At 67.9% G+C, this 21,342-nt stretch carries 16 protein-coding genes; 5 read left to right on the forward strand and 11 right to left on the reverse strand.

Going from position 1 to position 21,342, the window contains the following annotated elements; genetic code table 11:
• Positions 1–6: 6 nt before the first annotated feature.
• From FURADRAFT_RS13555 to FURADRAFT_RS13585, 7 genes are all read right to left on the reverse strand, one after another.
• Positions 7–2,154, reverse strand: a complete 2,148-nt coding sequence (locus tag FURADRAFT_RS13555; protein ID WP_008954736.1) for a UvrD-helicase domain-containing protein — start codon at positions 2,152–2,154, stop codon at positions 7–9.
• 149 nt (positions 2,155–2,303) lie between these two features.
• Positions 2,304–3,146: an isopenicillin N synthase family dioxygenase gene (locus FURADRAFT_RS13560; protein WP_008954737.1), complete on the reverse strand. Its 843-nt coding sequence runs from the start codon at positions 3,144–3,146 to the stop codon at positions 2,304–2,306.
• Between the two features lie 242 nt (positions 3,147–3,388).
• The gene (gene cysE / locus FURADRAFT_RS13565) at positions 3,389–4,171 is read right to left on the reverse strand and encodes a serine O-acetyltransferase (RefSeq protein ID WP_008954738.1); all 783 of its coding nucleotides are present in this window, start codon (positions 4,169–4,171) and stop codon (positions 3,389–3,391) included.
• A gap of 188 nt (positions 4,172–4,359) precedes the next feature.
• Positions 4,360–5,856: a ribonuclease G gene (rng, locus tag FURADRAFT_RS13570; protein ID WP_008954739.1), complete on the reverse strand. Its 1,497-nt coding sequence runs from the start codon at positions 5,854–5,856 to the stop codon at positions 4,360–4,362.
• A gap of 10 nt (positions 5,857–5,866) precedes the next feature.
• Positions 5,867–6,463 carry a Maf family protein gene (locus FURADRAFT_RS13575; protein WP_008954740.1) on the reverse strand — a complete coding sequence of 199 codons (597 nt, stop codon included), beginning with the start codon at positions 6,461–6,463 and terminating at the stop codon, positions 5,867–5,869.
• A 202-nt stretch (positions 6,464–6,665) separates the two neighbouring features.
• On the reverse strand, positions 6,666–7,667 hold the full coding sequence (locus FURADRAFT_RS13580) for an MBL fold metallo-hydrolase (RefSeq protein WP_008954741.1): 1,002 nt from the start codon (positions 7,665–7,667) through the stop codon (positions 6,666–6,668).
• A gap of 92 nt (positions 7,668–7,759) precedes the next feature.
• A complete protein-coding gene (locus tag FURADRAFT_RS13585; RefSeq protein WP_040652920.1) occupies positions 7,760–8,647 on the reverse strand; it encodes a LysR family transcriptional regulator in 888 nt (295 codons plus the stop codon).
• 107 nt (positions 8,648–8,754) lie between these two features.
• Between FURADRAFT_RS13585 and FURADRAFT_RS13590 the strand changes: the two genes are divergently transcribed.
• The 4 genes from FURADRAFT_RS13590 to FURADRAFT_RS21375 all read left to right on the forward strand — a co-directional run bounded on the left by FURADRAFT_RS13590 (position 8,755) and on the right by FURADRAFT_RS21375 (position 13,808).
• Positions 8,755–9,567, forward strand: a complete 813-nt coding sequence (locus tag FURADRAFT_RS13590) for a phytanoyl-CoA dioxygenase family protein (protein ID WP_008954743.1) — start codon at positions 8,755–8,757, stop codon at positions 9,565–9,567.
• Between the two features lie 302 nt (positions 9,568–9,869).
• Positions 9,870–12,257 carry a S8 family serine peptidase gene (locus tag FURADRAFT_RS13595; RefSeq protein ID WP_008954744.1) on the forward strand — a complete coding sequence of 796 codons (2,388 nt, stop codon included), beginning with the start codon at positions 9,870–9,872 and terminating at the stop codon, positions 12,255–12,257.
• A gap of 183 nt (positions 12,258–12,440) precedes the next feature.
• Entirely contained in the window at positions 12,441–13,064 is a 624-nt protein-coding gene (locus FURADRAFT_RS13600) for an HAD hydrolase-like protein (protein WP_008954745.1), read from the forward strand.
• 444 nt (positions 13,065–13,508) lie between these two features.
• The gene (locus FURADRAFT_RS21375; RefSeq protein WP_008954746.1) at positions 13,509–13,808 is read left to right on the forward strand and encodes an excalibur calcium-binding domain-containing protein; all 300 of its coding nucleotides are present in this window, start codon (positions 13,509–13,511) and stop codon (positions 13,806–13,808) included.
• 90 nt (positions 13,809–13,898) lie between these two features.
• Here FURADRAFT_RS21375 and FURADRAFT_RS13610 read toward each other — a convergent pair whose 3' ends face one another.
• A complete protein-coding gene (locus FURADRAFT_RS13610) occupies positions 13,899–15,158 on the reverse strand; it encodes a glutamate-5-semialdehyde dehydrogenase (RefSeq protein ID WP_008954747.1) in 1,260 nt (419 codons plus the stop codon).
• A 179-nt stretch (positions 15,159–15,337) separates the two neighbouring features.
• Between FURADRAFT_RS13610 and FURADRAFT_RS13615 the strand changes: the two genes are divergently transcribed.
• Positions 15,338–17,293 carry a propionate--CoA ligase gene (locus tag FURADRAFT_RS13615; RefSeq protein WP_268869735.1) on the forward strand — a complete coding sequence of 652 codons (1,956 nt, stop codon included), beginning with the start codon at positions 15,338–15,340 and terminating at the stop codon, positions 17,291–17,293.
• Positions 17,294–17,363: 70 nt separating this feature from the next.
• Here the strand turns inward: FURADRAFT_RS13615 and FURADRAFT_RS13620 are convergent, their stop codons facing one another.
• The 3 genes from FURADRAFT_RS13620 to FURADRAFT_RS13630 form a co-directional block, all read right to left on the reverse strand.
• On the reverse strand, positions 17,364–17,858 hold the full coding sequence (locus FURADRAFT_RS13620; RefSeq protein WP_236261590.1) for a SiaC family regulatory phosphoprotein: 495 nt from the start codon (positions 17,856–17,858) through the stop codon (positions 17,364–17,366).
• A 14-nt stretch (positions 17,859–17,872) separates the two neighbouring features.
• Positions 17,873–19,495 carry a methyl-accepting chemotaxis protein gene (locus FURADRAFT_RS13625; protein ID WP_008954750.1) on the reverse strand — a complete coding sequence of 541 codons (1,623 nt, stop codon included), beginning with the start codon at positions 19,493–19,495 and terminating at the stop codon, positions 17,873–17,875.
• 219 nt (positions 19,496–19,714) lie between these two features.
• Positions 19,715–20,998 (reverse strand): DUF3422 family protein, encoded by a 1,284-nt coding sequence (locus tag FURADRAFT_RS13630; RefSeq protein ID WP_008954751.1) that lies wholly within the window; start codon positions 20,996–20,998, stop codon positions 19,715–19,717.
• Positions 20,999–21,342 lie beyond the last annotated feature (344 nt).

A 21,342-nucleotide genomic window follows, 5' to 3' on the forward strand; every position in this document is an offset into this window, starting at 1 on the left:
CGGCCGTCAGGCCGCGCTGAGCTTGGCGTAACGCAGGTCCAGCCATTTCAGGCCGTGTTCGGCGAAGTTGATGTGCAGGCGCACGTCGTCGCCGCCGCCTTCGGCGTCGATCACCACCCCCAGCCCGAACTTGGCGTGCGTCACCGACTGGCCGATGGCGAAGCCCTTGAGGTTGGCCGAAGGGCGGCTCGGCGGCGGCTGCTCCAGCCAGGGCGCACGCGCGTTATGCGAGACCGGTAACGGTTTCACTGTAGCAGACAGCACGTGCAGCAGCTGGCCCGGCACCTCGTCGACGAAGCGCGAGCGGATCGGGTAGCGGCTCAGGCCGTGCAGCATGCGGCTCTGCGCCGAGCTGAGGTAGAGCCGTTTGCGCGCGCGCGTCACCGCGACGTACATCAGGCGCCGCTCCTCCTCCAGCCCCTTGGGATCGTTGAAGCTGTTCTCGTGCGGGAACAGCCCTTCCTCCAACCCGGACACGAACACCGCGTCGAACTCCAGCCCCTTGGCGGCGTGTACCGTCATCAGCTGCAGCGCGTCCTGGCCGGCCTCGGCCTGGTGCTCGCCGGCTTCCAGGCTGGCGGCGCTGAGAAATTCCACCACCGCCTGCTCCGGGTCCTGCGGGAAGAAGCCGGCGGCGGCGTTGATCAGTTCGTCGAGGTTGGCGAGGCGCTCCTCGCTCTCCTTCTTGTCGGCCTCGTACATCGCCTTGAGGCCGGAATCGTCGAGCAGCAGGCTGACGGTCTCGGCCAGGTTCAGCGTGGAGGTGCGCGCGCGCAGCTGGTCGATCAAGAGCACGAACTTGCCCAGACTGGCGGCGGCGCGGCCGCTGCCGGAGGCGCAGGCGGCCTGCCACAGGCTGATGCCCTGCTCGCGACTGGCGGCCTGCAGGCCTTCCACGGTGCGCGCGCCGATGCCGCGCGCCGGGATGTTGATCACGCGCAAGAGCGCGTTGTCGTCGTCCGGGTTGGCGATCAGGCGCAGGTAGGCCAGCGCGTGCTTGATCTCCTGGCGCTCGAAGAAGCGCAGCCCGCCGTACACGCGGTACGGCAGCTTGGCGTTGACCAGGGCGTGCTCGAGCGCGCGGCTCTGGGCGTTGGAACGGTACAGCACGGCGATGTCGGAGAGGCGCCAGCCGTCGCGCTGGAGCGCCTTGACCTCGTCGCAGATGAACTCGGCCTCGTCGCCATCGGAATAGGCGTCGTAGAGGCGGATCGGTTCGCCCTCGCCGGCCTCGGTCCACAGGTTCTTGCCGAGCCGGCCGTCGTTCTTCTCGATCAGCGCGTTGGCGGCGGTCAGGATGTTGCCGGCCGAGCGGTAGTTCTGCTCCAGCCGCACCGGGCCGTCGATGCCGAAGTCGACCAGCAGCGAGCGCATGTTGCCGACCTCGGCGCCGCGGAAGGCGTAGATGCTCTGGTCGTCGTCGCCCACCGCGAACAGCGCGTTGTCGCGCCCGGCCAAGAGCTTGAGCCAGGCGTACTGCAGGCGGTTGGTGTCCTGGAACTCGTCCACCAGGATGAAGCGGAAGCGGCTCTTGTAGTGCTCGGCCAGCGCGGCGTTGCGCGACAGCACCTCGTAGCTGCGCAGCAGCAGCTCGGCGAAATCCACCACGCCCTCGCGCTGGCACTGCGCGTCGTAGGCGGCGTAGAGCTCGATCAGCTTCTTGGTGTAGGCGTCGTGCGCCGACAGCGCGTCGGCGCGCACGCCGGATTCCTTGTTGCCGTTGATGAAGTTCTGCACCGCGCGCGGCGGGAATTTTTCGTCGGAGACGTCGAGGCTCTTCAGCAGGCGCTTGATCGCCGCCTGCTGGTCGGCCGAGTCGAGGATCTGGAAGGTGCTGGGCAGCCCGGCGTCGCGGTAGTGGGCGCGCAGGAAGCGGTTGCACAGGCCGTGGAAGGTGCCGATCCACATGGTCTTGACGTTGACCGGGATCATCGCGCCGAGCCGCGTCTGCATCTCGCGCGCCGCCTTGTTGGTGAAGGTCACGGCGAGGATGCCGGCCGGGCTGACCTGGCCAGTCTGGATCAGCCAGGCGATGCGCGTGGTCAGCACCCGCGTCTTGCCGCTGCCGGCGCCGGCCAGCACCAGCGCGCTCTTGGCGGGCCAGGTGACGGCGGAGAGTTGTTCGGGGTTGAGGCCGGAGAGCAGATCGGACATGGCGGGGCAGCAATCGTCAAAACGCCGATTTTACCCCAGCGCGCCGCCGCCCGTACGGACGGATCGAAGCGCCTCGCCACGGCGGCCGTTGCGTAGACAAAAGGTTGGCCGAAGCGGGGCTTTGGCCAACCTTGGGGCATCGTGAGGCCCTAGCCCTTCACCCCCAGCTCGCGCAGCCGCTCGGCGAGATAGCTGCCGGCGCTGTAGCGTTGCGACAGCACCACCTCGTCGCGCGGGTGCAGGAACAGGGGCAGCGCGACGCGGCTCCTGGCGGCGGCTTCGCCCACCGGGTTGACCACGCGGTGCAGCGTGGACGGGTAGTAGCCGCGCGAGGCTTCGGCCAACATGTCGCCGGTGTTGATCACCAGCGTGCCGAAGTCGCACGGCACGTCCTGCCACTGGCCGTCGCGCCCCTGCACCTGCAGCCCCGGCTCGCTGGCGGCGGGCAGGATGGTCAACAGGTTGATGTCGCCGTGCGCGGCGGCGCGCAGGGCGCCGGCCGGCTCGTCGCCGCTCAGCGGGGGGTAGCGCAGCACGCGCAGCAGCGTGCTGCGGCTGTCCGCGATCATCGACGACAGCGGCTGGCTGTAGTGCGCGGCGATGTCGGGCGGGGTATGGCGCTCCACCCAGCCGAGCAGTTCGGCCGCGAGCGCGCTGGCCACGGCGTAGTAGCGCAGGGTGTCGTCGTGCAGCTCGGGCGGAATGCGCCCCCAGGGGTAGACGTGGTAGTACTCCTTGAGGTCCTTCTGGGTGTGGCCCTTGGCGGTCTCGGACACCGCGGTGGAGAACCAGCCGTCCTGGGTCTCGGGAGAGAAGGCGTAGGCGTGCTTGGCGTCGCCGTCGAAAAAGGCCAGCCAGCGCCGGTACAGGTCCGTCACCAGCGTCTCCGGGATCGGGTGATGGCTGAGCACGGCGAAGCCGGTCTCGTGCAGCGAGCGGGCGAAGCGTTCGGCGGCGTCGGCGGCGCGGTAGTCGACTTGCTGGACGTTCATCTCATGCTCCTATGGGGCATCAAGTCAGGTTGCAGCAAGGGGGCACGGGCGGCGCTGGCACCGCCCCAGGCTGCTGACAAAGTACCCTGTCCAGATTCTACCGGACCCGGCAAAGCCGGGCCGCTTCTGACAAGCTATTGAATCCGCAGCCTTCCTTATTTACACGACAAACCCCTTCCGCTTCGCAAAAGGGGTTTGTCAACAATCTCGCGCGGTGCCTGCACCGCCCGTGGCATGGCAGCTTACACCCGCTGGTCCATGTCCAGCCCCGGCGTGCCCGGTCCGGGCGAGCCCACCACCTTGGCCGGCACCCCGGCCACGGTGCTGTGCGGTGGCACGTCGTCCAGCACCACGCTGCCGGCGCCGACCTTGGCGCACTCGCCGACGTGGATGTTGCCGAGGATCGCCGCGCCGGTGCCGATCAGCACGCCGTCGCCGATCTTGGGATGGCGGTCGCCGCGCTCCTTGCCGGAGCCGCCCAGCGTCACGCCGTGCAGGATCGAGACGTTGTCGCCGATCACCGCGGTTTCGCCCACCACCACGCCGGTGCCGTGGTCCAGCATCACGCCCTGGCCGATGCGCGCCGCCGGGTGGATGTCGGCGCCGGTCACCTCGGAGATGCGGTTCTGCAGGAACAGCGCCAGCGTCTGCCGCCCCTGCTGCCACAGCCAGTGCGTCACGCGCTGGCTCTGGATGGCGTGAAAGCCCTTGAAGTACAGCAACGGGATGGAGTAGCCCTCGCAGGCCGGGTCGCGGTCGTAGCAGGCCACGATGTCGGCGCGCATCTTCTGGCCGATGACGGGGTCGGCCGCGAGCGCCTCGCGGAACAGCTCCATCAAGGCGCGCGCGTCCATCACCGGGCTCGAGAGCTTGCTCGACAGGTGGAAGGCCAGCACGTCTTCCAGCGTGTCGTGGCGCAGCACCGTCATGTGCAGGAAGCTCGCCAGCAGAGGCTCGGCCTGCGCGGCGGCTTCGGCCTCCTTGAAGACGGCAAGCCAGATCGGGTCGTCGTAGTTTTCGCTCATGCTTGTCTCGTTACAGTGTTTGCGGCGGCATTCCAAAAAGCATTAGGAACGAGAACGCGAAGGCAAGTGAGCGGGGCCGCAGACAGTACAGCTAGTACGGCAAGGGCTCGCTGAGCGAATCTTAAGATTCGCACGCGGTCCGCGGCCACGCGGCCGACAACGTTATCGTTTCTAAGGCGCATTTGGAATCACAGCAGCACCACGTCGAACTGCTCCTGTGGATAGGTGGTTTCCACCGACAGCGAGATCGGCTTGCCGATGAAGTCCACCAGCATCGCCAGGCTCTGCGATTCCTCGTCGAGGAACATGTCGATCACCGGCTGCGCGGCCAGGATGCGGAAGCCCTTGGCGTCGAACTGGCGCGCCTCACGCACGATCTCGCGCTGGATTTCGTAGCACACCGTCTGCGCCGTCTTGATCTCGCCGCGCCCCTGGCAGGTCGGGCACGGTTCGCACAGCACGTGCGCCAGGCTCTCGCGCGTGCGCTTGCGGGTGATCTCGACCAGCCCCAGGCTGGTGAAGCCGTTCAGCGTCACCCGGGTGCGGTCGCGCGCCATCGCCTTGGCCAGCTCGTTCAGCACCTGGCTGCGGTGCTCCTCGTTATCCATGTCGATGAAGTCGACGATGATGATGCCGCCCAGGTTGCGCAGGCGCAATTGGCGTGCGATGGCGTGGGTGGCCTCGAGGTTGGTCTTGAAGATGGTCTCGTCGAAATTGCGGTTGCCGACGAAGCCGCCGGTGTTGACGTCGATGGTGGTCATCGCCTCGGTCTGGTCGATGATCAGGTAGCCGCCGAACTTCAGGTTGACGCGGCGCGCCAGGGCGCGGTCGATCTCGGCCTCGATGCCGTGCAGCTCGAACAGCGGGCGCTCGCCGCTGTAGCGCGCGATCTTGTCCACCGCGTTGGTGACGTACTGCTCGGCGAACTCCACCATGCGGCTGTAGTTCTCGGTGGAGTCGACGATGACGTGCTCGGTCGATTCGCTCACCATGTCGCGCAGCACGCGCACCGCCAGCGGCAGGTCTTCGTAGAGCAGGCTCTGCGGCGGTTCGGTGAGCGAGCGCTGGCGGATGTCGGTCCACAGCTTGCCGAGGTAGCCGATGTCGGCGGCGAGTTCCTGGTCGCTGGCGGTCTCGGCGCTGGTGCGGATGATGTAGCCCTTGGGTGTGCCGTCGGGCAGCAGCTTCTCCAGCCGCGCCTTGAGGCTCAGGCGGTCCTCCTCGTTCTCGATCTTCTGCGAGATGCCAATGTGCTCTTCCTGCGGCAGGTGCACCAGGAAGCGCCCTGCCAGCGAGATCTGCGTCGACAGGCGCGCGCCTTTCGTGCCGATCGGGTCCTTGATCACCTGGACCAGCACGGTCTGGCCCTCGAACAGCATCTTCTCGATGCGCTGCGGCTCGGAAGGATGCTGGCGCTGTTCCAGCACGTCGGCGATGTGCAGGAAGGCGGCGCGCTCCAGACCGATCTCGATGAAGGCGCTCTGCATGCCGGGCAGCACGCGCTTGACCTGGCCGAGGTAGATGTTGCCGACGATGCCGCGGCTGGCGGCGCGCTCCACGTGCAATTCCTGCACGATGGCGTCTTCCAGCACCGCGACGCGGGTTTCCTGCGGCGTGATGTTGACCAGGATCTGCTCGTTGGGGCGCGGCAGGTCGCGTGGCAGCGGAATGGATTGATGCAGCATGCGACGCTCCTCAGGGGAAGACCAGGCCGAATTCGGACAACAGCGCGGCGGTCTCGAACACCGGCAGTCCGACCACGCCGGTGTAGCTGCCTTCGATGCGCTCGATGAACACCGCGGCGCGGCCCTGGATGCCGTAGGCGCCGGCCTTGTCGAACGGCTCGCCGGTGTCGATGTAGCGGGCGATGTCGAGTGCGGTGAGCGGGCGGAAGGCGACGTCGGTGACCGAGGTCTTGAGCAGGGTGCGCTCGCCCTCGCGCACCGCCACCGAGGTCACCACCTGGTGGCTGCGGCCGGAGAAGGCCTCGAGCATGCGGCGCGCGTCGGCGGCGTCGGCCGGCTTGCCGAAAATCTCGCCGTCCAGCACCACCGTGGTGTCGGCGGCCAAGAGCGGACGCGACGGCAGGCCGCAGCTTTCCACCAGGTGCCAGCCGGCGGCGGCCTTGTCGCGCGCCAGGCGCTCGGTGTAGGCCACGGCGTTTTCGCCGGGCAGGACCGCCTCGTCGATTTCGGCGTGGATGCGTTCGGTGCGCACGCCGAGCTGCTGCAGCAGCTCGCGCCGGCGCGGACTGGCCGAGGCCAGGTAGATCAGGGTGTCGTTGGTGCTCATGGGGTTGCCGTCAGGGTTTTATTCTTGGACTGCCTGCAAGGGTACCAGAGGCCCTCTCTCCGTACTATCGGCAGCATGGGGGACTTCGGCCAACCCTGAGGGAGCGGGACCCGGCGCGGCCCCCTGTCCTCGCGACGACCCGCGCCGCAATGAAAAAACCCGGTCTATGAGGGCCGGGCTCGGGGGAGATACAACATGGTGATCAGCGGTCGCTGCGCAGCGGGCCGTACTCGACCGGCACCCAGGCGTAGCGGCTGCGCTCGGCGCGCACGTGCCCCAGCCCCGGGAACGGCAGGTGGGCGCCACCCACCCACAACTTGTCGCGTGCGGCGTCGGCGAGCAGCTTCTTGCGCGTGGCCACCGCCTGCTGGCGGTCGACATCGAACTCGATCGCGATGTCGGGGCGGGCGAACTGCGTGGCGTAGCTGTGCACGATGTCGCCCCACAGCAGCAGGCTCTGCCCCTTGGAGCTGAACAGGTAGCCGCTGTGTCCCGGCGTGTGGCCCGGCGCCGGCACGGTGGTGACGCCCGGCAGCAGCGTCTCGCCTTTGCCGTAGATCTTGAGCCGGTTGGCGGCCAGGTAGGGGGCGACCGACTCGCGCGCCATCTTGAAGAAGGGCTGGCTGTCCGGCGGCGCCTTGGCCGCGGTGGCCTCGTCGAGCCAGTAGCGCGCTTCGGCCCGCGCCACGTAGACGTCGGCGTTGGGGAACGCCGCCTTGCCCTCTGCCGTCACCAGGCCGCAGGCATGGTCCGGGTGCAGGTGGGTCAGCAGCACGGCGTCGACGTCGGCCGGTTCGTAGCCGGCGGCGCGCAGGTTGTTGATCAGGTTGCCCAGGGTCGGGCCGAAGCAGCGCGCCGAACCGGTATCGACCAGCACCAGGCGCGTGCCGGTGTGCACCAGGTAGCCGTTGACCGCGGTCTGCACGCCGCGCGTGGTGTCGATGAACATGCGCGCCAGCAGGCTCTGCACGTCCCTGGCGCGGGCATTCTTCAGCAGCTTCTGGTCGAGGTCGACGTAGCCGTCGTAGAGCGCGGTCACCTGGAACTCGCCCAGCGCCATGCGGTAGTAGCCCGGCACCTGGGTCTTCAGTTGGGGCGGCGGCGCGGCGTGGGCAAGGCCCGGCGCCAGCGGCAGCAGGCTGGTGCCGGCGAGTGCGAGGCAGGACAGCAGGCGGCGGGCGAGGCGAGGCGACGTCGTGGGCATGACAGGCTCCGTAATGACAATGAACTATCACTTTAGCATCAAGCGGAGGCCATGCGGTGCCAGCGCGGCGGGCCGGCCGTGCGGGCGGACCGTCATTCCCGGGTGACGGCCCAGTGCAGGAAGGCGTCGACCACCGGGGAGGGGTGTGCTGTCGCCGGGCGCGCCAGCACCACGCGCTGCGGCGGCGGATCGTCGCGCAGCGGGCGGCAGGCGATGGGCGTGCCGTCGTAGCTCAGGTCGCCGGCCGGGCGCGTGCACGACAGCGCCACGCCGGCGCCGTGCGCCACCAGGCCGCGCTGCATTTCGAAGCTCTGCACCGTCTGCGCGATGCGCGGCGTCAGCCCCAGGTTCCAGAACAGCGACAGCAGGTAGTCGCGGGTGTGCGGAATATCCTCCAGCACCAGCGGCTGCGCGGCCAGCTCGGCCAGCGACACGGCGGGCTGCGCCGCCAGCGGATGGTCGCCCGGCAGCAGCGCGTAGGGCGCCAGTTCCGCCAGCGTGCGGCATGCCATCTGCGCGTCGGTGGCGAGTTCGTAGGTCAGCGCCAGCTCGGCCTTGCCGGCGCGCAGCGCGCGCTGCACCGTCGCCAGGTCGCCCTCCAGCAGCGTCACCGCGACCTGCGGGTGGCGTGCGCGAAACCCCGCCAGCAGGCGCGGGGCGAAATAGGGCCCCAGATCCTGGAAACAGATCAGCGACAGCTGGCCGCGCAGTTCGCCCGGTTCCTCGCCGCTGCCGAGGCCTGCCGCCAGCGCCAGGATGTCGCGCGCCTGGCCCAGCACGCGCAGCCCGGCCGGTGTCAGCTCGACGCCGCGGCTGGCCTGACGGCGGAACAGCGCGGTACCGAGCGCGGCCTCGAGCTGAGCGATGGCGAGCGATACCGAGGGCTGAGACACGTGGCGCGCGCGCGCCGCGGCACTGACGCCGCCGTGCTCGGCGGTGGCGACGAAGTATTCGAGCTGACGCAACGAGAAGTCGATCATGTTTTTCAATAATGAAAAATAGGAAATATATATTTTTATTATCATAAAGCGCCCCGCGATACTGTCGCCAGAAGCCGTCTTACCCACCACCACCCGAGGAGAGGCCGATGCAGGCGACGACAGTAGGACAGGATCAAATCGAGGCATTCCAGCGCGACGGCGCGATCGTGCTGCGCGGGGCGTTTCGCGACTGGGTCGAACCGCTGCGCGAGGGATTCGAGCAGGTGCTGGCCGCGCCCGGCCCGTACGCCATCGAGAACGTTCGGCCGGGCGAAACCGGGCGTTTCTTCGAGGATTACTGCAACTGGCAGCGCATCGAACCGTTTGCGCGCTTCATCCGCCATTCGCCGGCGGCCGCGCTGGCGGGGCGGCTGATGGGCGCGCAGCGGGTGCAGATCTTCCACGAGCACATCCTGGTCAAGGAGCCCGGCACCGCCAAGCCCACGCCCTGGCACCAGGACATCCCCTATTACTGCGTCAGCGGCCTGCAGACCGCCAGCTACTGGATCCCGCTCGACCCGGTGACGCGCGACAACACGCTGCGCGTGGTGCTGGGCTCGCACCGCTGGCCCAAACTGGTGCGCCCCAAGCGCTGGGCCACCAACGAGAACTTCTTCGCCGGCGCCGACGACTTCATGGAAATGCCCGACGTCGAGGACGGCAGCTACACCCTGCTGGCGCCGGAGCTGGAACCGGGCGACGCGGTGCTGTTCGACTTCCACACCGTGCATGGCGCGGCCGGCAACCCGGGCGGCAACCGCCGCCGCGCCTTCTCGGCACGCTTCCTCGGCGACGACGTGCGCTACGTCGCGCGCCCCGGCCGCACCTCGCCGCCGTTCCCCGGCATCGACCAGCAAGACGGCGAGCGCCTGCGCGAGGACTGGTTCCCGGTGGTGTGGGCGGCGGACGGTGGGACCTGAGTTGGCGCGCCGCCGGGCTGTCATGAGTGCCCCAGCAGCGGTGGCAAACCCTCGCCAGCCGGGGGGGGGGCGATTGCCCGGAAATGCCGACTGGGGCGAATTGAAAAGCGGCTCCGGCTACCCTATAAAGGCTTATAACAATTTAAACGATATCCCCTTGCGATTCGGCGAGTCGGGCAGCATGGCGATTCTGTTCGGAGTGGGCCTCGTTTAGATGACGAGTTATGCAAGCTGGAACAGGGCGCCGCGCTGCCGTTGACCTCCCGTGCAGGGAGCTGCCGGCCCGGCGCGGAGGAATTGCCATGCGTCGCGCCATCGCCATCGGGTCGTTGACCCTGCTCCTGTTGTCGCCCCTCTGCGCCGCCGTCACCCCCGGTGCCGCGGCATCCCAGCCAGTAGCGCCTGCCGCCGTAGTTCACGGCCAACTGACCGACCGTGACGGCGACGGCGTCGCCGATAACCTGCAGCAGCGCCTCGCCACGGCGCAGCCGGAAGACCGCTTCGATGTGGTGGTGACCTTCCGCGAGCAGGGCCATGCCGCCGCCGCGCGCCAGGCACTCGGCCCGTTCGTGCCGCGCCGCGAGTTCAAGCTCATCCCCGGCTTTGCCGGCAGCCTGAGCGCGGCGCAGATCCGTGCGCTGTCGCATGCCGCCGGCCTGGTGCGCATCGAGGAGGATGTCAAGGTTCACACCCAGCTCAACGCCGCGCGCGCCGACTTCGGTGTTGAGTCGGCACGGGGGTTGGCAGTCTCCGGCCTGACCGGCCGCGGGGTGGGCATCTGCACCGTCGATACCGGCGTCGATCCCAACCACGAGCAATTGGCCGGCAAGGTGGCGGGTTTCGTCGATCTGGTGGCGAATAAAACTGTGGCCTACGACGACAACGGCCACGGCACCCATGTGCTGTCCATCGCCGCCGGCGATGGCAGCGGCGGCGCGGATGCCGCGCGCTACCAGGGCGTGGCACCGGGGGCGCCAGTCTACGCCGCCAAGGTGCTCGACAGCAGCGGCTCCGGCGCCGAGAGCGCGGTGGTGAGTGGCATCGACTGGTGTGCCGCGCAGGCCGCAGTGCGTGTCATCTCGCTCAGCCTCGCCGCGTTGCCACCGGCCGACGGTAACGACGCCATGAGTCAGGCGGTGAATGCCGCGGTAGACAGTGGCAAGGTCGTGGTGGTGGCGGCCGGCAACGACGGTGACGAACCGGGCACGGTCGGCTCGCCAGGGGCGGCGGAAAAGGCCATCACCGTCGGCGCCTGCGCCGAATGGTCGGCTCCGGTGAGTGCCGACAACCATTCCGAAGGCGTGTATCTCACCGCCTTCTCCAGTCGCGGGCCGATTACCGTCAACGCCAGCACCGAGCGCATCAAGCCCGATATCTGCGGGCCCGGCCACACCATCACCGCCGCCCAGGCCGGCACCGTCAGCGGCTACGTCACCTACAGCGGCACCTCGATGGCGACACCGTTCGTCGCCGGCACCGTGGCGCTGGCGCTGGAGGCCAACCCGGCGCTGACCCCGGCGCAGGTGCGCAGCCTGATGGAGGCCACGGCGCAGGACCGCGGCAGCGCCGGCAAGGACAACGAATGGGGCACCGGCCTGATCGATGCCTATGCCTTCGTGGCGCGCGCGCAGAATCCGTCGTCGACTGTCACCACGGCGTTCCCGCACGCCACGCACCTGTCGGCCAGCGTGGGCAACAATAGCACCTGGAGCTATGGCTTCGACGTCAGCGATACCGGCAAGCCGATTGCCGCCATCGTCACCATCATCGGCCAGCCGATCTGCACCCTGCGCCTGTTCGGTTCCTGCTTCGCCTACCAGTGGGACCCGGACCTCGATGCGCGCTTGCTGGCGCCGGACGGCACGGTCCTGTCCTACAGCGGCTGCATGGGCGAGGGCACGGAATGCGCCTCGCCGCGCGCACCGCTGGTGGCGCTGGGGCGCCAGGAAACCCTGCACGCCATGCCGACCACCACCGGCCAGTACCGCGTCGAGGTGTGGGGCTCGACGGACAGCGTCAACCAGGGCAAGGGTGGCAGCTTCGCGATCGACCTGTCGCAGGGGCCGCTCGCCAATGTGATCGCCACGCCCGATTTCACCCTGGCCGCCTCGCCACTGAGCCAGAGTGTGGTGAGCGGCAGCTCGGTCGGCTACGACGTCACCGTGACGCCATCGGGCGGCTTCAGCAGCAACGTGGCGCTGAGCCTGAGCAACTTGCCGGCGGGGGCCAGCGCCAGTTTCAACCCGGCCTCACTGGCAGGCTCAGGCACCGCCAGGCTCACCGTGAGCACCAGCAGTTCCACCCCGAGCGGCAGCTACCCGCTGAACATCAGCGGCAGCGGCGGCGGCCTCACACGTAACGCCACGGTGACGCTGGCAGTCAACCCGCCTGGCGATTTCGCCCTGTCGGTGGCGCCGGGCAGCCAGACCATCAAGCGCGGCGGCAGCGGCAGCTACACCATTACGCTGACTACCTCGAGTGGTTTCAGCGGCAGTGTTGCTTTCAGTGCGAGCGGCTTACCCAAGGAGGTCAGCACCAGCTTCAGCCCGGGGACCTTGAACACGGCCGGAACCTCGCTCCTGACCGTGAACGTAGGCAGCCGTGCCAAGCGTGGCAGTTACACTTTCAGCATCAACGGCAATAGCGGCAGCCTGTCGCGCAGCGTCACGGCCGGCCTGAAAGTGCAGTAGCGTGCAAGGTACCGGCTTCGGCCAAGCTGGGAATCAGCCGTACGCGTGAGCCGCCATGCCCTGCTGGCGTCGCGTCCCGCCGACTGCGGTCGTTTCCCGAGTTGTCATGACGATGGTATGATTTTGGCATCTCATGTGTGTACGTGGTCGCGCCAGTCGCGACATCTGGTTCCCCTTGCTGTCATGACCTACCGTTTGGCCATATTCGATTTCGACGGCACCCTCGTCGATTCCTTCCCCGTATTCACCGGCATGTTGAACCAACTGGCCGATCTGCATGGTTTCAAGAAGATCGAGCCGCACGATATTCCGCTGTTCCGGCACTACAGTGCCAGACAGATCATGAGCCACGTTGGCCTGCCTAACTGGAAGCTGCCTCTGGTAGCGCGTAGCGGCATTGCGTTGATGCGCCGCCAGGCCGATGCCATCGTGCTGTTCGACGGCGTGGAGGAGAGCCTGCGCTACCTCGCGCAGCAGGGGGTGACGTTGTCCCTCATTACCGGCAATTCCGCTGACAACGTGCGCCGCATCCTCGGCGCAGAGCGCCTGTCGCTGTTCCGCCACGTCGAGTGCGGCATGTCGATCTTCGGTAAGCGTTCCCGGATCAAGAAGGTTCTGGCACGGGCGGCGGTAGCGGGCAACGAGGCGATCTACATCGGCGACCAGATCACCGACGGCGAGGCGGCACACCGTGCCGGGGTGGCGTTCGGCGCGGTGGCGTGGGGTTACGGCAGCATCGAATCGCTGCGGCACTGTGCCCCGGAGGAGGAGTTCGAGTCGGTGGCGGCGATCCGCCGTATTGCCTGAGGGGGTATTAATGAAGGTAGGTGTTGCCCCCAAGTCCATCATCATTGAGTTGCGGATGTTTGCGTACTGACTCCGACTGCTGATGGTTACAGATAGGGTTGCCGGTCCCGCCCGGCAGGCGGGTGACTTTCTTTTGTCTCGCCAAAAGAAAGTCACCAAAGAAAAGGCGAGCCCGCTGCCGCTCTATCCGTCTGGCCGAGTCGGCCGGCGAGGCGCGGTGGGAACTCGCGCCGCGCTAACGTCGCGGCACTCAAACAGCCCGCCGCTTAAGACCTCGCCGCCAGTCAGCCAGACGGCGCGGCAGAAGGGCGGAGGGGATTCTTGTTGGGGTGAGTGGCAGTGAATACAGCAAGAGGTTGGCCGAAGATATGATTTCCTTCGCTTGGGCTAGGCAGCATCGCATCTGTTATATGATGATTGAGTTCTTGCATTGAGGATTTCCTCATGAAAAAACTGATCATCGTGTTGCTGATAGGTTTTCTCGGCTGGAAGGGATATGGCAAGTACCAAGCGTATACCCTTGCCGCCAATGGGACCGTTGCCGAAGCGGGTGAGTCTGGGCCGGGCGGTGGCTTGTGGAAAAAACCATCGGCAGCAGCGCCTACGTTCACCTGCGATGGCCGAATCTATTGCTCGCAGATGACCTCCTGTGAAGAAGCCACGTATTTCTTGAAGAACTGCCCTGGCGTGAAGATGGATGGTAACCACGACGGCGTGCCCTGCGAGCAGCAATGGTGTCATTGAAGGAATGAGCGTCATTGTTTAGCCGCGGTCGGCGGCGACAACAAAAAAGCGGGCCGCAGCCCGCTTTCTCCTTTTCGTGCTAGCCCACCCTCAGCTGCGCACCTGGCCGTCACCCAGCACCACCCACTTCTGGCTGGTCAGCCCGTGCAGGCCGACCGGGCCGCGTGCGTGGATCTTGTCGGTGGAGATGCCGATCTCGGCGCCCAGGCCGTACTCGAAGCCGTCGGCGAAGCGCGTGCTGGCGTTGACCATCACGCTGGCCGAGTCCACCTCGCGCAGGAAGCGGCGGGTGCGGCTGTAGTCCTCGCTGACGATGGCGTCGGTGTGGTGGCTGCCGTAGTCGTTGATGTGCTGGATCGCCTCGTCGAGGTCCTTCACCACCTTCACCGCCAGGATCGGCGCCGAGTATTCGGCGTACCAGTCGTCCTCGGCCGCCGGCACCACCTGGTCGCCGAGGATGATGCGGGTGCGTTCGCAGCCGCGCAGTTCCACACCTTTTTCCCACAGCGGGGCAGCCAGCTTCGGCAGCATGAATTCGGCGGAGGCTTCGTGCACCAGCAGCGTTTCCATGGTGTTGCACGGCGCGTAGCGCTGGGTCTTGGCGTTGACCACGATGGCCACGGCCTTGTCCGGGTTGGCGGTGTCGTCGACATAGACGTGGCAGTTGCCGTCCAGGTGCTTGATCACCGGCACGCGCGCGTCCTGGCTGATGCGCGCGATCAGCCCCTTGCCGCCGCGCGGCACGATCACGTCGACGTACTCGGGCATGGTGATGAGCTCGCCCACCGCGGCGCGGTCGGTGGTTTCGATCACCTGTACCGCTTCGGCCGGCAGGCCGGCCAGGCGCAGCCCTTCGTGCACGCAGCGGGCGATGGCCTGGTTGCTGTGGAAGGCTTCCGAGCCGCCGCGCAGGATGGTGGCGTTGCCCGATTTCAGGCACAGCCCGGCGGCGTCGGCGGTGACGTTGGGACGGGCCTCGTAGATGATGCCGATGACACCCAGCGGCACGCGCATCTTGCCCAGCTGGATGCCGGACGGACGGTAGGTGAAGTCGTCCATCTCGCCCACCGGGTCGGGCAGCGCGGCGATCTGGCGCAGGCCCTCGGCCATGCCGTGGATGGTCTTGTCCGACAGCGTCAGGCGGTCGATGAAGGCTTCTTCCAGGCCGTTCTGGCGCGCGGCTTCCAGATCGAGCATGTTGGCGGCGATGAGTTGCTCGCTGTCGCGCTCGACGGCGTCGGCCATGGCCAGCAAGGCCTGGTTTTTCTGGAGGGTGTCGGCGCGGGCGATGGCGCGGCTGGCGGCGCGGGCGGCGCGGCCGACGCGCTGCATGTAGTCCTTGACGTCCATGTTCGGGGTCCTGCGAAATCTTGATGGGAATGCGTTGAGATTACCGCAAAGCGGCAAGGCCGTGCCAGTGCGGCAGGGGCGAGGGCGGCTGTTGCGGCGGAAAAACAGCGCCTTGCGGAATCGTTTGACCCTGCTGCGAGTGTGGGGTAAGGTGGGATTCGAGCAACCGCTTGGTTGAATTGTCGTCATTACGCACAACGGCGCGCCAGACGCCGGCACGGAGGAGAGACCGCATGACCGCATACCGCGATTTTCATCGCCAGTCCATTGATCAGCCCGAGGTTTTCTGGGGGCGCGAGGCGGCTCGCATCGACTGGTACCGTCCCTACGACAAGGTGCTGGCCTACGACAAGCCGCCGTTTCGGCGCTGGTTCGTCGGCGGCGAGACCAACCTCTGTCACAACGCGGTGGACCGGCACGTGGCCGGGCGGGGCGATCAGGCGGCCTTGATCTACGTCTCGAGCGAGACCGGAGAGGAACGGGTTTACAGCTTTGCCGAACTGCAACAGGAAGTGGCGCGCTTTGCCGCCATCCTGCAGGCGCAGGGGGTGGGCAAGGGCGACCGCGTGCTGATCTACATGCCGATGATCGCCGAGGCGGTGTTCGCCATGCTGGCCACGGTGCGGCTGGGGGCGGTGCATTCGGTGGTGTTCGGCGGCTTCGCCTCGGCCAGCCTGGCGGCGCGCATCGAGGACGCCCAGCCCAAGGTGATGGTGACCGCCGACGCCGGGCTGCGCGGCGGCAAGGTGATCGCCTACAAGCCGCTGGTGGACGAGGCGCTGGAGCTGGCCGGGGCGGCGGCGCCGGGCAAGGTGATCCTGGTCAACCGCGGCCTGGCCGAAGCGCCGATGATGAAGCCGGGGCGCGACCTCGACTACGCCACGCTGCGCGCGCAGCACCTGGACGACCGCGCCGAGGTGACCTGGGTGGAATCGAGCCATCCCAGCTACATCCTCTATACCTCCGGCACCACCGGCAAGCCCAAGGGGGTCGAGCGCGACACCGGCGGCTACGCCGTGGCGCTGGCGGCGAGCATGGACTACATCTACGGCGGCGCGGCCGGCGAGACCTTCTTCTCCACCTCGGACATCGGCTGGGTGGTGGGGCATTCCTACATCGTCTACGGCCCGCTCATCGCCGGCATGGCGACGCTGGTGTACGAGGGCCTGCCGACCAACCCGGACCCGGCGGTGTGGTGGCAGCTCGTGGAAAAGTACCGCGTCTCGGTGATGTTCTCGGCGCCGACCGCGATCCGCGTGCTGAAGAAGCAGGACCCGGCCTACCTGCACCGCCACGACCTCTCCAGCCTCAAGGCGCTGTTCCTCGCCGGCGAGCCGCTGGACGAGCCGACCGCCAACTGGATCGCCGGCGAACTGAAGGTACCGGTGATTGACAACTACTGGCAGACCGAGACCGGCTGGCCGATGCTCACCGTGTGCAACGGCGTGGCGCCGCAGCCGGTCAAGGTCGGCAGCCCCGGCCTGCCGGTGTACGGCTACAACCTCAAGTTGGTCGACGAGGCCAGCGGCGAGGAGGTCGGGGTCGGCGAGAAGGGCGTGATCGCCATCGTGCCGCCGCTGCCGCCGGGCTGCCTGAGCACGGTGTGGGGGCAGGACGAGCGCTTCCTCAACACCTATTTCGGCGGCTTCGCCGATCGGCTGCTGTATTCCTCGTTCGACTGGGGGGTGCGCGACGCCGACGGCTACATCACCATCCTCGGCCGCACCGACGACGTGATCAACGTCGCCGGCCATCGCCTCGGCACGCGCGAGATCGAGGAGGCGGTTTCCGGCCACGGCGCCATCGCCGAGGTGGCGGTGGTGGGGGTGGCCGACGCGCTCAAGGGGCAGGTGCCGCAGGCCTTCGCCGTGGTGCGCGACCCGAGCATGCTGGCCGACCCGGTGCGCCGCGCCGCGCTGGAGAAGGAAGTGATCGCCCGCGTCGCGCACGAGCTGGGCGCGATCGCCAACCCGGCGCGGGTGTTCTTCGTCAACCAGTTGCCCAAGACCCGCTCCGGCAAGGTGCTGCGCCGTTCCATCCAGGCCATTGCCGAAGGGCGCGATCCGGGCGATCTCACCACGCTGGACGATCCGGCGAGTCTGGAACAAGTGCGTCAGGCCATTACCAGAGCCTGAGCCCTTTCGAGGGTGGCGTGTGCGTCACCACTGGGCCGTCTGCCTCCGGGCCGACGGCCGTTTTTTATGCCTACGCTACCTGCGCCAGCGGCGCAGCCAGCAGGCCGGGAAACTCGTGTGCCAGCACGCGGTGGAACGCCTGCAGCCGGGCGTCGTCCTCGTCGTGAAACACGTGGCAGTGCACGCGGCTGCCCTTGGCCTGGGCGTTGTTGAGCAGGTCGGCCAGGGTCAGGAGCTGGTTGGCGCTGTCGGCGTCGAGCCGGGTCAGCGCCAGCGTCAGGGCCACCTCGCCGTGGTCGAGGCCGGCCAGGTACGGGGTCAGCGGCCGGAACAGCCGGTCGTAGAAGGCGGCGGCGTCCTCCGGGCAGCTCACCCCGCGCAGCAGCAGGCGGCCGCTGTGGAAGCGGAAATCCACTTCCGGCGTGGCGCCGCCGGGGGCTAGGTAGAAGTCGGGACGGGCGACGGGCAGGGCGGGTGACAGCATCGGACGGTCTCGCGGCAGGGTGGTGAAGCCGGCGAGTGTAGAGCGCCGCTGTTGCAGCACGATGACGGCGGCCGGGGCCAACCTCGGGGTCTGCTTCAGCAGCGGAACGCAGCCACGGCGAAGTTGAGGCCGTGCGCGCTCTGGGCCAGCTGGTCGGCGGCGCTGGCGGTGGCGTCCACCGTCTGCTGGTTGGCTTCGGTCATGCTGGCCACCACCTCGATGCGCTGCGCGATATCGCGCATCGCCTGCTGCTGCTCCGTCAGCGACAGCGTGATGCCGTCGATGTGCTCGGCGATGCGCCCGGTGTTGTCACGGATGCCGCTGATGGCCTGGCTCGCCGAGCGCGTCTGCGCCACGCCTTCGGCGGACGCCGCGACGCTGGCCCGCATCAGCGTCACCACGTCCTGCATGCCGGCGTGGATGGTGCCGATCTGTTGCGATATTTCCACCGTCGCCAGGCCGGTGCGTTCCGCCAGCTTGCGCACCTCGTCGGCCACCACGGCGAAACCCCGCCCCTGTTCGCCGGCGCGCGCCGCCTCGATGGCGGCGTTGAGCGCCAGCAGGTTGGTCTGGTCGGCGATGTCGTGGATGGTGCGGGTAATGGTGGCGATGGCGTCGGTCTGCTGCTGCAGCGCCTCGATCGCCTGCGCGGTGCCGCCGATGCGTTCGGCCACCGCGCCGATCTCGTCGGCGGCGGCGTGGATCAGGTGCTCGCACTCGCCGACCACCTGGCCGGCGTCCAGCGCCTCGGTGCCGACGTCGCGGCTCTGCTGGCCGAGCTGCGAGATGCTTTGCAGCACCTCCTCCACCGCCACCGCCATGGTGCGCGTGGCCTCGTTCTGGGTGTGCGAGCTGTGCTGCACATCGTGTGCCGATCGGGTCAGCAAGCCGACGCTGCCCTTCACTTCGCCCGCCATGCGGTGAATCTGTCCGGTGGTGTCGCGTAGCTGCTGCTGCATCTCGGCCAGGGCCGCCAGCAGGCTGCCCTGCCGGGTCGCGGGGAGCGGCTGGGACAGGTCGCCGCCGGCGATGCGCTGCGTCAGGGCGACGGCCAGGGCCGGCTCGCCGCCCAAGAGGCCGAACACACGGCGATACAGCCAGATCCCGCCGCCCACCACCAGCAGCACCAGCAGCGTGCCCAGCACGATGGCGAGCTGGCGTGCCTGCAGCAGCTGCCGTTCGTCGTCGCCGATGGTGGCGGCCCGAGCCTGCTCCAGCTGCTTCTCCAGGTCGTCCAGGGCGTGGGTGAGGGCCTCGGCACGGTCGTCGAAGCCGCTGCCCTTGGCCTTCATGATCAGGTTGCCGGCCTCGCGGCCGTCGCGCACGTAGACCTCGGCCATCTGCTTGCCGACCAGGTAGAACTGTTCCACCAGCGGCTTGATCTGCTGCGCCGCCGGGGCCTGTTCCTGGCTCAGTGCCGCGATCTGGTCGAGATCGCGGTTCACCGCGCGGAAGTGGGTCGCGGCGTCGGCAAAGCCGTCGCGCTCGCCGGTGGCGCAGACGTCGGTGAGAAACTGCTGGATCTGCACCACGTGATAGCGCGCTTCCTTCATGGCCCCGGCCAGCACGTTGGTCACCTGGTGTTCGGTGCGGCTGGCCTGGTACAGCCGGTTCAGGGAGGCGACCATCGCCACGCCTTGCGCCAGCAGCAGGGCGATGGTGACGGCGATGAAGCTGATCAGGATCGGGCGCAGGCGGCGGGAGGAAGCAGGACGCATGATGGATGCTCATTATAAATAACGAGCATATTGTGTTTTAAATCAATTTGCGCATGCAATAAGTAAATGATTTATTCATTTGATATGCGTTAAGGAAAGTGCAAGTCGCGCCGCACCGAGCGGCGTGGCGCTGGGCCTCCCCGCCAGGCTCGGGCAGGCAGGGGCCCCTTCCTCCAGCGGCCCGCTACGCGGCCGCCGCCCCCGCGCGCCAACGGCGTCTCAGTGCCCCAGTCCGTCGCGCACCTTGCGCACGCCGTACCACACCGCCGTCGCCACGATCGGGATGGCGATGCCGGTGGCGAGTTCGGTGTTGAGGTGCACGCCGGCGGCCTTGACGGCCTTGAGCAGGTAGGACAGCAGGCTCACGATGTAGTAGGTCAGCACCCCCACCGACAGCCCTTCCACCGTCTCCTGCAGGCGCAGCTGCATCGCGGCGCGGCGGTCCATGCTGGCCAGTAAGGCGCGGTTCTGTTCCTCGTGCAGCACCTCGACGCGGGTGCGCAGCAGCGCGGTGCTGCGCTGCAGGCGGTCGGTGAGGCGGTCCTGGCGCTTCACCACGGTGTCGCAGGTGCTCATCGCCGGTGCCATGCGCCGTTCCATGAATTCGTGGAACGGCTGCATGCCGGGCAGGCGGCTCTCGCGCAGCTCGCCGATGCGGCGCTCCACCAGCGAGTAGTAGGCGCGCGTGGCGGAAATGCGGTACTGGCTCTCCGAGATCAGCTGTTCGGCGCGCGTGGAGAGGTCTTCCAGCTCGGTGAGCAGCTGGGCGTCGCCGCTGTCCGGCTTGCCCATGCGCTCGGTCAGCGAGCGCAGCACCACGTCGAGCCGGTCGAGCTCGCGCATCTGCTCCTTGGCGATGGGCAGCGCCAACAGCGCCAGCATGCGGTAGGTCTCGATCTCGAACAGGCGCTGCAGCATGCGCCCGGACTGGTTCGGTCCCATCTCCTCGTCCAGCACCACGTAGCGCGAGAAGCCCTCCGGCAGGCGCGGGTCGGGGTGCAGCTGCAGGTCGGTGTAGGCGATGCCGTTGCCGTCGCCGATGCGCGAACCGATAAGCTCGCCGCCGCCGAACCAGCGCGCCGCGATCTCGTCCGGAGTGCTGGCCGAGCCGCCCTTGAGCAGCACCGCGTGCAGCGCCACCAGCACCGTGCCGGGCAGGCGGTCGAGCCAGCTCGAGGGCAGGCGGTCGAGCGCGGTGCGGTCGAAGGGCTCGGAAAAATCGCCGGAGAGGATGAAGGTGTAGCGCGCGAACTCCGCGTGTAGCGACCAGCGTACCGTCAGGTCGCCGGCATTCGCGGTGTAGTGCGCGGCGTGGCCGAACGGGGCCGGCAGGGCCAGCATCTGGGCCAGCTCGGCCAGTGCCTCGCGCTGGCTGGCGTCGTCGTAGTCGTAGTACAGGGTCAGCGAGGTCAGCCGTGCCGGCGACGGAATCGAGGCGTACGGGCGGGCGTGCGCCTCGTCGTTGAGCACGCGGCGCAGCGGGTGCGGGGTGAGGGTGAGCATGGTGGGTCCAATAGGCAAACGGTTTTAAAGATGCGTGGCGCATGTTTAAAACCGCTTGCCGTACAGCATACCTCAAGCGCGCGCCCGGCTGTCCACCACTTCCGTATTACTCCGCCGTCGCGGCCGGGTGTCGGGGGGGCGCGTACCGCAGGGGCGCGAAAGCGCCGCCCACGCCGCCCTGCCGATCTGATGGCCAGGCCGAACTGCGCCTGTCTAGGCCGAGGCATGCGAGAGGGGCCTGATAATCCTCCGCGTCGTAAAGGAAACAGCCCCGCAAGCATCGCCTGCGGGGCTGTTGGATTCAGTGGACCTCCACCTTGACGCCCCGGCGGGGCCGGGGGCGT

It is taken from the genome of Pseudogulbenkiania ferrooxidans 2002 (assembly GCF_000174355.1).
GTDB classification, from domain to species: Bacteria; Pseudomonadota; Gammaproteobacteria; order Burkholderiales; family Chromobacteriaceae; genus Pseudogulbenkiania; species Pseudogulbenkiania ferrooxidans.

Bases quoted from the DNA above. Each gene is read 5' to 3' on its own strand.
- FURADRAFT_RS13625 (WP_008954750.1), bottom strand. From the start codon at position 19,495: ATGCGTCCTGCTTCCTCCCGCCGCCTGCGCCCGATCCTGATCAGCTTC.
- FURADRAFT_RS13585 (WP_040652920.1), bottom strand. From the start codon at position 8,647: ATGATCGACTTCTCGTTGCGTCAGCTCGAATACTTCGTCGCCACCGCC.
- FURADRAFT_RS13580 (WP_008954741.1), bottom strand. From the start codon at position 7,667: ATGCCCACGACGTCGCCTCGCCTCGCCCGCCGCCTGCTGTCCTGCCTC.
- FURADRAFT_RS13560 (WP_008954737.1), bottom strand. From the start codon at position 3,146: ATGAACGTCCAGCAAGTCGACTACCGCGCCGCCGACGCCGCCGAACGC.
- rng (WP_008954739.1), bottom strand. From the start codon at position 5,856: ATGCTGCATCAATCCATTCCGCTGCCACGCGACCTGCCGCGCCCCAAC.
- FURADRAFT_RS13555 (WP_008954736.1), bottom strand. From the start codon at position 2,154: ATGTCCGATCTGCTCTCCGGCCTCAACCCCGAACAACTCTCCGCCGTC.
- FURADRAFT_RS13630 (WP_008954751.1), bottom strand. From the start codon at position 20,998: ATGCTCACCCTCACCCCGCACCCGCTGCGCCGCGTGCTCAACGACGAG.
- cysE (WP_008954738.1), bottom strand. From the start codon at position 4,171: ATGAGCGAAAACTACGACGACCCGATCTGGCTTGCCGTCTTCAAGGAG.
- FURADRAFT_RS13590 (WP_008954743.1), top strand. From the start codon at position 8,755: ATGCAGGCGACGACAGTAGGACAGGATCAAATCGAGGCATTCCAGCGC.
- FURADRAFT_RS21375 (WP_008954746.1), top strand. From the start codon at position 13,509: ATGAAAAAACTGATCATCGTGTTGCTGATAGGTTTTCTCGGCTGGAAG.
- FURADRAFT_RS13600 (WP_008954745.1), top strand. From the start codon at position 12,441: ATGACCTACCGTTTGGCCATATTCGATTTCGACGGCACCCTCGTCGAT.
- FURADRAFT_RS13575 (WP_008954740.1), bottom strand. From the start codon at position 6,463: ATGAGCACCAACGACACCCTGATCTACCTGGCCTCGGCCAGTCCGCGC.
- FURADRAFT_RS13610 (WP_008954747.1), bottom strand. From the start codon at position 15,158: ATGGACGTCAAGGACTACATGCAGCGCGTCGGCCGCGCCGCCCGCGCC.
- FURADRAFT_RS13595 (WP_008954744.1), top strand. From the start codon at position 9,870: ATGCGTCGCGCCATCGCCATCGGGTCGTTGACCCTGCTCCTGTTGTCG.